General features: G+C 56.4%; 12 protein-coding genes. 7 read left to right on the forward strand and 5 right to left on the reverse strand.

Going from position 1 to position 12,957, the window contains the following annotated elements; all coding sequences use genetic code 11:
• Positions 1 to 26: 26 nt before the first annotated feature.
• The 6 genes from VGC62_RS15850 to VGC62_RS15875 all read left to right on the forward strand — a co-directional run bounded on the left by VGC62_RS15850 (position 27) and on the right by VGC62_RS15875 (position 8,060).
• On the forward strand, positions 27 to 1,451 hold the full coding sequence (locus tag VGC62_RS15850) for a gamma-aminobutyraldehyde dehydrogenase (protein WP_331188028.1): 1,425 nt from the start codon (positions 27 to 29) through the stop codon (positions 1,449 to 1,451).
• 339 nt (positions 1,452 to 1,790) lie between these two features.
• Entirely contained in the window at positions 1,791 to 4,214 is a 2,424-nt protein-coding gene (locus tag VGC62_RS15855) for a PAS domain S-box protein (RefSeq protein WP_331188029.1), read from the forward strand.
• Between the two features lie 238 nt (positions 4,215 to 4,452).
• Positions 4,453 to 5,775: an MFS transporter gene (locus tag VGC62_RS15860; protein WP_331188030.1), complete on the forward strand. Its 1,323-nt coding sequence runs from the start codon at positions 4,453 to 4,455 to the stop codon at positions 5,773 to 5,775.
• 221 nt (positions 5,776 to 5,996) lie between these two features.
• Complete coding sequence (locus VGC62_RS15865; RefSeq protein WP_331188031.1) at positions 5,997 to 6,383, forward strand: hypothetical protein; 387 nt, start codon at positions 5,997 to 5,999, stop codon at positions 6,381 to 6,383.
• 421 nt (positions 6,384 to 6,804) lie between these two features.
• Positions 6,805 to 7,245: a hypothetical protein gene (locus VGC62_RS15870; RefSeq protein ID WP_331188032.1), complete on the forward strand. Its 441-nt coding sequence runs from the start codon at positions 6,805 to 6,807 to the stop codon at positions 7,243 to 7,245.
• A 191-nt stretch (positions 7,246 to 7,436) separates the two neighbouring features.
• Entirely contained in the window at positions 7,437 to 8,060 is a 624-nt protein-coding gene (locus VGC62_RS15875) for a flavin reductase family protein (protein ID WP_331188033.1), read from the forward strand.
• Here VGC62_RS15875 and VGC62_RS15880 read toward each other — a convergent pair whose 3' ends face one another.
• Together VGC62_RS15880 and VGC62_RS15885 are read right to left on the reverse strand one after the other, a co-directional pair.
• Positions 8,061 to 8,300, reverse strand: coding sequence for a hypothetical protein (locus tag VGC62_RS15880; protein ID WP_331188034.1), 240 nt, complete (start codon positions 8,298 to 8,300; stop codon positions 8,061 to 8,063).
• Positions 8,301 to 8,393: 93 nt separating this feature from the next.
• Positions 8,394 to 8,747: an antibiotic biosynthesis monooxygenase family protein gene (locus VGC62_RS15885; protein ID WP_331188035.1), complete on the reverse strand. Its 354-nt coding sequence runs from the start codon at positions 8,745 to 8,747 to the stop codon at positions 8,394 to 8,396.
• Positions 8,748 to 9,106: 359 nt separating this feature from the next.
• Here VGC62_RS15885 and VGC62_RS15890 point away from each other — a divergent pair, with 359 nt between their 5' ends.
• Positions 9,107 to 10,030, forward strand: a complete 924-nt coding sequence (locus VGC62_RS15890; RefSeq protein ID WP_331188061.1) for an AraC family transcriptional regulator — start codon at positions 9,107 to 9,109, stop codon at positions 10,028 to 10,030.
• Between the two features lie 52 nt (positions 10,031 to 10,082).
• Here VGC62_RS15890 and VGC62_RS15895 read toward each other — a convergent pair whose 3' ends face one another.
• The 3 genes from VGC62_RS15895 to VGC62_RS15905 are packed head-to-tail and all read right to left on the reverse strand — an operon-like array spanning position 10,083 to position 12,925.
• The gene (locus VGC62_RS15895; protein ID WP_331188036.1) at positions 10,083 to 11,147 is read right to left on the reverse strand and encodes an ABC transporter ATP-binding protein; all 1,065 of its coding nucleotides are present in this window, start codon (positions 11,145 to 11,147) and stop codon (positions 10,083 to 10,085) included.
• 15 nt (positions 11,148 to 11,162) lie between these two features.
• Positions 11,163 to 12,020 carry an ABC transporter permease gene (locus VGC62_RS15900; RefSeq protein ID WP_331188037.1) on the reverse strand — a complete coding sequence of 286 codons (858 nt, stop codon included), beginning with the start codon at positions 12,018 to 12,020 and terminating at the stop codon, positions 11,163 to 11,165.
• A complete protein-coding gene (locus VGC62_RS15905) occupies positions 12,017 to 12,925 on the reverse strand; it encodes an ABC transporter permease (RefSeq protein ID WP_331188038.1) in 909 nt (302 codons plus the stop codon). The genes VGC62_RS15900 and VGC62_RS15905 overlap by 4 nt, the downstream gene beginning before the upstream one ends.
• Positions 12,926 to 12,957 lie beyond the last annotated feature (32 nt).

A 12,957-nucleotide genomic window follows, 5' to 3' on the forward strand; every position in this document is an offset into this window, starting at 1 on the left:
TTTCGCTCCAAAAAAGAGGACAAACCATGCAAACCAAATTGCTGATCAATGGCCAACTGGTCGCCGGTGACGGTCCTGCTCAACCTGTGTTCAATCCGGCACTGGGCCGGGTGCTGGTGGAAATCAACGAAGCCAGCGAGGCACAGGTTGACAGCGCTGTGCGCGCCGCCGATGCCGCCTTTAATAGCTGGTCGCAAACTGCACCCAAAGACCGCTCTCTGATGCTGTTGAAACTGGCTGATGCCATCGACGCCAACGCCCAAGAGCTGGCAAAACTTGAATCCGACAACTGCGGCAAGCCGTATCTTGCGGCCCTGAACGACGAAATGCCGGCAATCGCTGACGTGTTTCGCTTCTTCGCCGGTGCCAGCCGCTGCATGGGGGGTTCGGCAGCGGGCGAATACCTGCCCGGACACACCTCGATGATCCGCCGCGACCCGGTCGGCGTCGTGGCCTCGATTGCGCCGTGGAATTACCCGCTGATGATGGTCGCCTGGAAAATCGCGCCGGCGCTGGCAGCCGGCAATACCGTGGTACTGAAACCGTCCGAACAAACCCCGCTGACCGCACTACGTCTGGTGGAACTGGCCAATGAGATCTTCCCGGCTGGCGTGCTCAACCTGGTGTTCGGGCGCGGGCAGACTGTCGGCAATCCGCTGGTGAAGCATCCGAAGGTGCGCATGGTCTCGCTGACCGGTTCAATTGCCACTGGCTCAAACATCATTTCCAGCACCTCGGACAGCGTCAAACGCATGCACATGGAGCTGGGTGGCAAAGCCCCGGTGATCATCTTTGACGATGCCGACATCGATGCAGCGGTCGAAGGCATTCGTACCTTCGGCTTCTACAATGCCGGCCAAGATTGCACCGCAGCGTGTCGGATCTACGCGCAAAAAGGTATTTACGAGAAATTCGTCGAGAAGCTCGGAGCAGCGGTCAGCAGCATCAAAGTCGGCTTGCAGAATGACCCGCAGACCGAGTTGGGACCCCTGATTACTGCGCAGCACCGTGATCGAGTGATCGGGTTTGTCGAGCGTGCGATGGCGCAGTCGCACATCCGCTTGATCACCGGCGGCAAAGCCATCGACGGCAACGGCTTCTTCTTCCAACCCACCGTGCTCGCCGACGCGCAACAGGACGATGAAATCGTTCGCCGTGAGGTATTCGGGCCAGTGGTCTCAGTGACCAAATTCGATGATGAAGCACAAGTGCTGCAATGGGCCAACGATTCGGACTACGGTCTGGCGTCGTCAGTCTGGACCCAGGACGTCGGTCGTGCTCATCGCCTTTCGGCACGTTTGCAGTACGGCTGCACGTGGGTGAATACGCACTTCATGCTCGTCAGCGAAATGCCCCACGGCGGACAGAAACTGTCCGGTTACGGAAAGGACATGTCGATGTATGGGCTGGAGGACTACACCACCGTGCGGCATGTGATGTTCAAACATTGAGGCGAGGTGTGGCACGGGCGCCTTCGCGGGCAAACCTTGCTCCAGACTGTCACTTGCTCAGAGAGGGTTCGGTGTCGGAACGCCAACTATCCAAATCAATGGGTGTCAACACTCTCCAGTGCTGCATACCCAGCGCCTGATAGAAGGCATTGAACTGCGCGAAACACTTGCAACTTTCAACGGTCAACCCTTTACAGACGCTTTCAGTTTTTTCGCTCAACTAACACTCATATGAATAGATTAAAAACAACAAACGACAGTATTTATATTCATATGGATGCATTTGGCGCTGTCGGTGCGTTGTCGGTACCCGTTCGGCCATTATAGGGAGCTTGTCCGTTGAACACATACCAAGGTTTTCCTGCAGGCGAAAGTGAGGCAGGACGCGCCATCGCGAAAATCGACTGGAGCACAACGACGCTTGGACCCATTTCCCAATGGCCGGCAGTGCTCAAGATCCACTTGAACCTGATCCTCAATTCCCCTGATTCGATGTATCTGCTCTGGGGACCGGAGTTGTTGTTTTTTCACAATGATGCATATGCACCCCTTCTCGGGCCCAGGCTTGCGAATGCTCAAGGCGCTGCGATCTCTGAGCTGTGGGCGGACGTGTGGGATCAGGTTCTGCCTTTCGCCGAGCAGGCAATGCGCGGAGTGCCCTACCAATGCCATGACATGCCGCTGACGATGGCGCGCTTTGGCGAGATGGAGCGTACATGGTGGTCATTTTCCTTCTCGCCAATGATCGACGAAAACAACGCAGTGGTCGGACTGTTCTGCACAACCAATGAAACCACCCGTCGCGTGCTTGATCAGCGAGCGTTGCGATCAAGCGAAAGTCGTCGCATGGACCTGATTGCCGACCTTGAGCGAAAAGTCATCGAGCGCTCGCACCAACGCGGCCTGACCTGGCAAGTCAGCCCTGACCTGCTGGCCGTATTGGCCGACGACTTGCGCTTCGAAACCACCAATCCGGCGTGGCGACGAGTGCTGGGCTGGTCGGATGAGGAATTATCGGGCTTCACCTACTGGCACCTCGTTCACCCCGATGATTTGGCACGCAGCCAAGTGGCGTTCGGGGCCTTGGCGCACAATCATCCAGTACTCAATTTCGAAAACCGCTACCGGCGCAAAGATGGCAGTTATCGCTGGTTGTCATGGGTTGCAGTCCCGGAAGGCGGCAAGATGTACTGCAGCGCTCGGGATGTGACGACAACCAAGCAGCAAGCGGCTGAACTGAGCGAACGCACCGAAGAGCTTGATCGGCTGTGGGAGATATCCCCGGATCTACTGGCGATGGTGGACTTCGACGGGCATTTCCTGCGAGTGAATCCGGCCTGGACCCACGTGCTCGGTCGCGATGTTGAAGAGCTGATCGGCACCCATATGCTGACGCTGGTCCACCCCGATGACCTCGAGAAGTCGCGCGCCGCACTTGGGCTGGCCACTGGACAAGCGCTTCCGCTGTTCGAGAATCGTTACCGGCACAATGACGGCACTTACCGCTGGATCGGCTGGACCGCCGCGCCGGGCAGTGAGGTAATCTTTGCCCTCGGTAAGCACATGACTGCCGAAAAGGAACGCTCCCAAGCGCTGCGTATCGCTGAAGAAGCCTTGCGTCAGTCGCAGAAGATGGAAGCAGTCGGGCAATTGACCGGGGGCTTGGCGCATGACTTCAACAACCTGTTGATGGGTGTCAGCGGCAACATTGAATTACTTAAACACCGCGTCGCGAAAGGTCGAACCGACGATCTCGATCGTTACATCCATGCAGCACTGGAAGCGTTACGCCGCGCAGCCGCGTTGACTCACCGGCTGTTGGCGTTTTCACGCCGCCAGACACTGGATCCCAAGCCGACCGACATCGATCATTTGGTCGAGGGCATGGCCGAGTTGATCCGCCGCACTGTGGGCCCCTCGATTACCATGGACATCATCGCCACTCATGCTCTGTGGTCAACACTGGTGGACGCGCATCAACTGGAGAACTCGCTGCTCAATCTATGCCTGAACGCTCGCGACGCCATGCCCGATGGCGGTCAATTGCTGATTGAAACCAGTAACAAGCAGCTTGGTCCGATAACTGCTCGCGAGCTGGAGCTACCAGCCGGTGACTATGTCGCCCTGTGCGTCAGCGACACGGGTACCGGCATGACCCCTGAGGTGGTCAAGCGTGCATTCGATCCGTTTTTCACCACCAAACCGATTGGCATGGGCACAGGGCTTGGTTTGTCGATGATCTACGGCTTTGCACGACAGTCTGGCGGCGGTGTGCAGATCTTTTCGACACCTGGGCGAGGGTCGATTGTGTGCATTTATCTGCCAGCGCGCATCGGCAGCACCATTGTCGAAGAAATCGAACCGCGAACTCTGCAGGGACAGCCGCAAATCACTGGCAGCGAAACGGTGCTGGTGGTCGACGACGAGCCTGCCGTGCGCCCCCCCGTGTGTGAGGTGTTGGAGGAGTTGGGTTATCGGGTGCTGGAAGCGGAAGTCGGCCCGTCGGCACTTAACGTACTGCAATCAAAACAGGCCATCGACCTGCTGATCACCGACGTTGGCCTGCCAGGCGGGATGAACGGCAGGCAATTGGCGGACGCCGCACGCTCGCTGCACCCAGCGTTGAAAGTGCTGTTCGTCACCGGCTACGCCGAAAACGCCGTCCTGGGCGAAAGCACCCTCGCCCCCGGCATGCACGTGCTGACCAAGCCGTTTTCAATGCCGGTACTCTCGATTCGGGTGAAGGAATTGCTGGAGGAGTGAGCCGCTTCGTCGCAACGCCGCACTGTGGCAGCAGATGACAGGCTCATCAGTTTCTTGGGAATTGGCTTGGTCGGCAATTTTCCGCTCATCTATCTCAGCGTCATAAGCGAATTACCGCTCAAAAAACGTCACAAACCCTTTTAAATCAAGTACCTGCACGCTGGCACATCTCCTGCTATCAGGAGAGCCTGAGCGCATTTGCGCGCGCCCTCTAAAAACAATCACTAGCAGGAACCTCATGGATATCCCCAACGCTCTGTCAAAAGGGTCGGCTGCTGCCCCCGTAGCCGAAAAAACCACCAAGAGTCGCCTGAAATCCATTTTCAGCGGTTCGGTGGGCAACATGGTCGAGTGGTACGACTGGTACGTCTACGCGGCCTTCTCCCTGTACTTCGCCAAAGTCTTCTTCCCCAAGGGCGACACCACCGCCCAACTGCTGAACACCGCTGCGATCTTCGCTGTTGGCTTTCTGATGCGCCCTATCGGCGGCTGGCTGATGGGTTTGTATGCTGACCGCAAAGGCCGCAAGGCAGCATTGATGGCCTCGGTGCTGTTGATGTGCTTCGGCTCGCTAATCATTGCCCTTACTCCAGGCTATGAAACCATTGGTGTCGGAGCGCCGATCCTCCTGGTTTTCGCTCGCTTGTTGCAGGGCCTGTCGGTCGGCGGTGAGTACGGCACCTCGGCCACCTATCTTAGTGAGATGGCAACCAAGGAACGTCGCGGCTTCTTCTCCAGCTTCCAATACGTGACACTGATCTCCGGTCAACTGATCGCACTCGCGGTCCTGATCGTTTTGCAGCAAACACTGACCACTGAACAACTGACCTCATGGGGCTGGCGTATCCCTTTCGGCATCGGCGCGCTGTGTGCCGTGGTCGCGCTATTCCTGCGTCGTGGAATGGAAGAAACCGAGTCGTTCACGCGCAAAAAAGACAAACCTAAAGAAAGCCTGATGCGCACACTGATGCGCCATCCCAAAGAGCTGATGACCGTCGTCGGCCTGACGATGGGGGGCACGCTGGCGTTCTATACCTACACCACCTATATGCAGAAATACCTGGTGAACACCGTCGGCATGAGTATCACCGACTCCACCAGCATTTCTGCAGCCACGTTGTTCCTGTTCATGCTGCTGCAACCCGTGGTGGGCGCGCTGTCCGACAAGGTCGGCCGACGCCCAATCCTGATCGCGTTTGGCGTAATGGGCACGCTATGCACGGTGCCAATCCTCACCACACTGCACACCATACAAAGCTGGTGGGGTGCGTTTTTCCTGATCATGGCGGCATTGATCATCGTCAGTGGTTACACCTCCATCAACGCTGTAGTGAAAGCCGAGTTGTTCCCAACCGAAATCCGCGCCTTGGGTGTCGGCCTGCCTTACGCATTGACCGTTTCGATCTTCGGCGGTACTGCTGAATACATTGCGCTGTGGTTCAAAAGCATCGGTATGGAGACCGGCTATTACTGGTACGTCACCGCTTGCATCGCCTGCTCGCTGCTGGTTTACGTATTCATGAAAGACACCCGCAAGCACTCGCGGATCGAAACCGACTGACCGACGACTACCTTTTCAGCAGAAAACCGGGGCAGCCACGCAAGTGAACTGCCCTTTTTCTTCAGCCGCAGCCGTTAAGTCGCTGAATTAGCGGTCAGTTTTGCAATATCAATTTCAGCGATGATCGTTAACAATAGGATTGAGTTCTTAATAATCCAGAGCCGAGTAAAGTTAACTCCACACCGAGTTACCTACTAATTAATCGATCTGGAGCAACTGTCATGAAAACTAATAAACTGATCTTCGGCCTTGCCTTCTCCATCTTGGCAAGCAGTGCATTTGCACTTCCAAGTGTTGATGCCGCTCAACACACTAATGCGCAGGTTGTTGCTGAAAATGGCTCTTCTCATACTAATATTGGCCGCCTTGCTTCTGACGGTGCTGCTCACGTCGGGGCAAACCGTCAAGCTGCCGATGGCGCTGATCACATCGGTGCAAACCGCTTGGCCTCTGACGGCGCGGACCATGTGGGTGCCAACCGCCTCGCTTCTGACGGCGCTGATCATGTTGGGGCAAATCGTGTTGCTGCCGATGGTGCAGACCATGTTGGTGCAAATCGTGTTGCTGCTGACGGTGCCGATCATGTGGGTGCAAATCGTTTGAGCTGATCGATATTCAGCTCTTGCCCCAGCCCGGCTTCTGCCGGGCTTAGTTTTTTTCAACCTGCATAAATCGCTGAAACCCGCTGCCTAAAGCGCTGTCCCTGCCGCGATCTCTTTAACCCTCTGAGCAATCGTGGCCGACCCAGCTCTGAGTCTGGATGGACACAGCGGCATACTCAGTCAAACGAATGAAATAGAATTCACAAAACAATAAATAAGTCAATAGTAAAATTTGCCGAAACTGGCAAAAAACGCCCCACCCTGGTACAAAATCCGCTACGACGCTTTAAAATCGGGCGCTGCAGCGAACTATCATTTTTAGCGATGTCCATTAGCAACCTCGTTAACTTCTACTTAATCTTTACGCGCGTAACATTGCATTCCATACCGAGTTAACAACTTATTTGGCTCTGCAGGAGCAATTACCATGAAAACCCATAAATTGATTTTCGGCCTTACTCTTTCTATCTTGGCATCGAGCGCGTTTGCTCTGCCAGTTAGCGATACTCACTCTGTAGTGAACAGCACTGTTGTTGCTGAAGGCGGTTCTTCTCACACCAACGCTTCGCATACCGGCTCTTATCGTCAGGCTTCTGACGGTGCCGATCGTGTAGGTGCAAATCGTCAAGCTGCTGATGGTGCCGATCACGTCGGGGCAAACCGCCTTGCTTCTGACGGTGCTGATCGCGTAGGTGCAAATCGCCAAGCTGCTGATGGCGCTGACCACGTCGGGGCAAACCGCCTTGCTTCTGACGGTGCTGATCGCGTAGGTGCAAATCGCCAGGCTGCTGATGGCGCTGACCATGTCGGTGCCAACCGCCTTGCTTCTGATGGTGCTGATCACGTAGGTGCAAACCGCGTCAGCTAACATAGCCTTGCGTTCGCTTCACCATTACTAGCCCGGCTTTTGCCGGGCTTGATCGTTTCAGGACCATGCTTTTGTAACCTTTTTGTAGAAGCAGCTTGCCGGAAGGCCTGGAATCCGTCGTCAATGCCTTGCACTATGACGACCTTTATTCCTTCAGACCGTCGTTGTCAGCCCCCTCAGGAAAGCGCGCCATGCCAGACGATATTTATTTCTACGAACCCGCCAACGGCCACGGACTGCCGCATGATCCATTCAATGCCATCGTCGGCCCGCGCCCCATCGGTTGGATTTCATCGCATGATGCCGAAGGTAAGCTTAATCTCGCCCCATACAGTTTCTTCAATGCCTTCAACTACATTCCACCCATCATTGGTTTTTGCAGTGTCGGTCGCAAAGACAGCCTGAACAATATCGAGCAAACCGGCGAGTTCGTCTGGAACCTGGCAACACGGCCGCTGGCCGAACAGATGAATTTAAGCTGCGCGCCCGTGGCGCCGGACGTTAACGAGTTCGAGCTGGCGGGGCTGACAGCAGAGCCGTCGCGCATCGTCTCGGTGCCCCGAGTGAAAGAAACGCCAGTGGCGTTTGAATGCAGGGTCACGCAGATCATTCAACTGCAACGTGCCGACAAAACAACGGTGCCCAGTTGGCTGATCCTGGGGGAAGTGGTGGCAGTGCATATTGCCAAGCGCTTGCTCAAAGACGGGATTTACGACACTGCCGCAGGCGAACCGATCCTGCGCGGCGGTGGCCCGGCCGATTACTTCCAACTGGGTCCTGAGGCACTGTTCAAAATGTACCGCCCCAAAGTCTGATCAGTCCTGAGAGAACATCAACTCACCTTCCGGCGTCACGTCGATCAGCCGCCCCAGCTCTTGGACGGCGGCTTGGTCTGCCTCCAATGCGGTCTTGAATTTCTGCTCTTGCAGTACGCGATGAAATGTCGGTGCGCCGCCAGCGCCAAGGCCCTTTACCGCGATCGCGGCACTGTAACCACCCTCGCCGGGGGACGCTGCAGAAACGGCTTCGAAGTACTGGAATTCTTTGCGTGCCATGGGGCTGGGTCCCTGCCTGGAGTTAAAGGCGGGAATTCTAAACCGGCTGGAGGCATTTAGGTCGTCGCAACCACGCTCTTCTGTGCAGATTTATCATCCCGCCATCCGTTCCTGCGGCAAGCCATAAGCCGCCTCAGCCTCACCTGCACTCACATCAACGAAGGTCTGAAAATCAAAACTGCCAACGATGCGTTTTTCCAGCAACTCGGAAAAAATCGTCAAATCAGGCGAGCAGAACCAAGCATTCATCGCCTGTTCATCGGACCACTGCCCACTGATGACCCATAGATCACTATCGGTCATGGATTTGTGCAATGCGAAATGCAGACAACCCTGAGCATCTGACGCCAACGCAATCAGCGGGCCCAAGCAGGCGCCCAGTTGTTCACTGTGTCCCGCAAGGGCTCGAACACAAACGTGGTGGCTCACGAAGGGAGATCTGGACATGCTCTACGCTCCTTTGATCAGCCGCTGCAAAGTAGACAGTGCGGCCAGGAGTGAAGATTAGGGGGTGAAGTCAAGGTTTCGTTAGCCAATTACTGCGTGGTTATTGCCCGATCCTGCGCACAAGCGTGTGGAGAGGTCGCCAGAGACGGGGAAATCAAGCCTAAGCCGCAAGCACTTTTAAGCAAGTTCGGCGCACCAGCCAGGCGTTTCATTGCCCCATCGGCAAGGCCGCGACAGAATCAGGCAATCATCCAGCAGAATTCGTCTACCACTGTTGCTTGCACAAAAATAAGCTGTGCTCCATTGAACGCCCGTCAGAGGATTCATCCATGTCGCAATCAGCCAGCCCCAGCGTGTCAATGGAACAACCGGCTCTGCCCGGACTGAGCGCGCAGATGCAGCAGCAACGCATGGAGCTGGCCGGCCTGATTGGGCGTCACGCGAAAAGCGAAGGTAGCCAGCCAACGGCAATCAAGTCACTGCACATGGTGCGCCATGACTACCCGACCCAATCAATACCGACGCTGGTCCAGCCTGCGCTATGCATCATGGCCCAAGGCAGTAAGGACGTGAAACTGGGTGATGCCTACTTCACCTACGACCCGCTCAATTACCTGGTGCTGTCAGTGGCAATGCCCATCAGCGGCAAGATCGTATATGCCTCGCAAGAAGAACCGCACCTGGCGATGCGTATTGATATCGACCCCATTGAGATCAACGCACTGATCGCCGAAGCGGGTCCCATAAGCGTACCCGCCAGGCCTAGCGGACGTGGACTGTACGTCGAGCGCATCGATACCACCCTGCTTGATGCGGTCATTCGCCTGATCCGTTTGCTGGACAGCCCTAAAGACATTCCAATGCTGGCGCCGTTGATCAACCGCGAGATTCTTTATCGCCTGCTGCGCGGGCAACAAGGTCATCGGCTGTACGAAATCGCCATTACCAACTGTCAGACACACCGGGTGACGCAGGCGATCAAATGGCTCAACGAGCACTATCAGCAGCCATTGCGCATTGATGAGTTGGCCAAGGAGGTGAACCTGAGCGTCTCGACCCTGCACCATCGTTTCAAGGCGGTGACGGCGATGAGTCCGCTGCAATATCAAAAGCAGCTGCGTTTACAGGAAGCGCGTCGGCTGATGCTCAACGACGGACTTGAAGCGTCCGCCGCCGGCTACAAAGTCGGCTATGAGAGCCCGTCACAATTCAGTCGCGAATACAGCCGACTGTTCGGCGCGCCGCCATTAAGGGATCTGGCACGCCTGCGCAAGACCGTTTAATCAAACACCCAGGGGCTGTTTCCGTTTGCTTGTGAGCCACGGTTGCGGGGTGTCAAACGGGAACAGCCCCTAGCACCCGGCATGCATCGTGCGGGAGGGTGATCGACACCGGATGGCCAATGCCCAAACCCACACTTTGGTTGGGCGTGCTCAGTGCAGTAAACGAAACGCCGCCGCAGCTTACCGTCGTCTCGATGGTGGCACCGATGTCCCTCACGAACGTCACCGTGCCCAGCAGACGATTACCCTCGGCCGCCTGCGGGTGCGACAGTTGTACATCCTCAGGACGCACCAGCATTTTTACCTCGGCCCCCACCGCCACTGAGTCTCCAATCGGCACCTGAATCGACTCACCACCAGGCAACGCCACGCGACCATTGCCCAGCGCCCGAGCCGGGAAGATATTCCCCGAACCAATGAAATCCGCAACAAAAGCATTAGCCGGGTTGCGGTAAATGTCGATCGGCGTGCCCACTTGCTGAACCTTGTGTTCACCCAATACCACCACGATGTCGGCCATGGTCATCGCTTCACGCTGATCGTGGGTCACCAAAATAGTCGTGATGTTCAGCCGCTGCTGCAATTGACGGATTTCCACCTGCATCGATTCACGCAGCTTGGCGTCCAGCGCCGACAAGGGCTCATCGAGCAGCAACAGCTTGGGATGCGAGGCAATAGCGCGGGCGATGGCGACCCGTTGGCGCTGTCCGCCTGAAAGTTTCGCGACCGGACGATCAACCATTTGCTGTAACTGAATCAGCTCAAGCAACTCAGTTACCCGTGCTTTTTGCGCGGCTTTGGTAACACCGCGCAGTTTTAGCGGATAGGCGATGTTTTCGCCCACTGTCATGTGTGCAAACAGAGCCAGCGATTGAAAGACCATCCCGAAATTGCGCAAGTGTGCGGGCGTATGGCTGATATCTTCGCCATCCAGACGAATCTCGCCATTGGTCACGGTTTCAAGCCCCGCAATCATGCGCAGCAACGTGGTTTTGCCGCAGCCTGAGGGGCCAAGAAAACACACAAGCTTGCCTGGCGGCAGATGCAGATTGACGTCAGTCACTGCGCAGGCCGAACCGTAGTATTTTTCGACATTTTCCAGAATCAGTCCGGTCATTGTTCAAGCCTCAATTCAGAACGAAACGCCACCTTCACCGACCAGCTTCTCCAGCGCCCAAATCAGCACGAAGTCGATCAGCACGATCAGCACGGCGAACGAGAAAACAGTGGGATCAAGCGACGAAACCGTACGGCTGTACATCCAGATCGGCACGGTCATGACGTCGATGTTGTAGAGAAAGTAGGTCACCGTGAACTCGTTGAACGAGACGATAAAAGCCAGCAGCATTCCGGCGAGAATCCCCGACTTCATCAGCGGCACCACCACATCAATGATGGCGCGGGTCGGTGACGCACCAAGCATTTGCGCAGCCTCTTCGACCTCGCTACCAACGGTCATCATCGCCGCGCTACAGTTTTTGATCACGAACGGCAATGCCAGAATCACGTGGGCGATCACTAACCGCGAGGTATCCAGATGAAATGGCAAGCTGTCGAAGACCAGCAACAAGGCCAACCCCAACACCACCATGGGAAATACCAGCGGCAACGACATCAGTTGCATCGCAAAGCCCTTGCCGCGAAAGTCGCAGCGGGTCAGCGCATAGGACGCGGGCACTGCGATCAGCGTAGCGAAGACCATGGTCAGACACGCCACCAACAGGCTCGTACCCATGGCCTTGCCCAGACTCAATACATCACTGGAGTCAGGGGACACGATGGTCTGCCACGCGGCCTTGTACCACTGCAGGCTGTAGCTGCTGGGCGGGAAGTCCAGATTAGATGCGCCACTGAACGACATCACGATCATGGTCAGGATCGGCGTCACAGCCAGGAATAGAATCACCGCCGACAGGATCGCGGCAAAGCGACCGGTCTCGCCAGGTAGCAGCGGCTGTGAACGAAACCGTTTTTTGCTTGATACGCTCACGACGAAGCCTCCAGCATGCGCCGACGGCGACCGGTGATGAATTCCGAAAAGGTCATGATCGCAAGCGTAGTGACGATCAATACAACGCCTGCCGCCGAAGCTGCGGGCCAGTTCATCAGAGGCGCAATCTGGTCGTGGACCATCACGGCCAGCATTGGCACCCGACGTCCGCCGAGCAGCAACGGCACGACAAAGCTGCTGGCATTGTAAGCAAACACCAGTGTTGCCCCCGTGATGATGCCAGGCAGGCTCATCGGCAGAATTACCTGACGAAAAATCTGGAAGCGGTTGGCGCCCAAAGTGGCGGCGGCCTCTTCGTAACTGCGCGATACGCCGCGCATGGCGCTGGCAATCGGCAACACGGCCAAGGGGAATGCAGTCTGCACGAGCCCCATCAGTACGCCGTTTTCGTTGTACAGCATCATGATCGGTCGGGTGATCAAGCCCAAGCCCTTGAGCGCCTGATTGAGCATGCCTGCAGGCCCCAGGATCACCAACCAGCCGTAACTTTGCAGCAATAGGTTAACCAGCAACGGCAGCAACACCGCAGCGAGAAAAATGCGGCGGATAAAGGGCGATTGCAGGCGCGACATGGTGTAGCCGACCGGAATCGCCAGGATCACGGCGATGGCTGCGCTGATCAAGGCCAGACGCAGGGTCAGCAACAATGATTTCAAGTAATAGGGCTCCAACAGCTGCGCGTAGCTGGCAAGGCTGAAGCCTGACCATTCCGCGCCTTTGGTACCGACACTCATGCGCAGGACCAGCAGGCTGGCAACGATCAGGACTGCAAGAAACAGCATCGAAGGCGTGAGAAACAACCACGCGCGCGCCGTTGCAGAAAAAGGCCTGGCGCGTGGCGAGCGTGGCGTCACGACCTGGCCTGTTATGGGTTGTTGTTCCATGGGAGTGATCTCGGGTTAAGCGGTGTGTCTGA

It is taken from the genome of Pseudomonas sp., assembly GCF_036404235.1.
In the GTDB taxonomy this organism is placed as follows: Bacteria; Pseudomonadota; Gammaproteobacteria; order Pseudomonadales; family Pseudomonadaceae; genus Aquipseudomonas.

Coding starts and splice junctions, on each gene's coding strand:
- VGC62_RS15880 (WP_331188034.1), bottom strand. CDS start 8,300: ATGGCACGCAAAGAATTCCAGTACTTCGAAGCCGTTTCTGCAGCGTCC.
- VGC62_RS15850 (WP_331188028.1), top strand. CDS start 27: ATGCAAACCAAATTGCTGATCAATGGCCAACTGGTCGCCGGTGACGGT.
- VGC62_RS15895 (WP_331188036.1), bottom strand. CDS start 11,147: ATGACCGGACTGATTCTGGAAAATGTCGAAAAATACTACGGTTCGGCC.
- VGC62_RS15905 (WP_331188038.1), bottom strand. CDS start 12,925: ATGGAACAACAACCCATAACAGGCCAGGTCGTGACGCCACGCTCGCCA.
- VGC62_RS15865 (WP_331188031.1), top strand. CDS start 5,997: ATGAAAACTAATAAACTGATCTTCGGCCTTGCCTTCTCCATCTTGGCA.
- VGC62_RS15870 (WP_331188032.1), top strand. CDS start 6,805: ATGAAAACCCATAAATTGATTTTCGGCCTTACTCTTTCTATCTTGGCA.
- VGC62_RS15875 (WP_331188033.1), top strand. CDS start 7,437: ATGCCAGACGATATTTATTTCTACGAACCCGCCAACGGCCACGGACTG.
- VGC62_RS15860 (WP_331188030.1), top strand. CDS start 4,453: ATGGATATCCCCAACGCTCTGTCAAAAGGGTCGGCTGCTGCCCCCGTA.
- VGC62_RS15885 (WP_331188035.1), bottom strand. CDS start 8,747: ATGTCCAGATCTCCCTTCGTGAGCCACCACGTTTGTGTTCGAGCCCTT.
- VGC62_RS15890 (WP_331188061.1), top strand. CDS start 9,107: ATGGAACAACCGGCTCTGCCCGGACTGAGCGCGCAGATGCAGCAGCAA.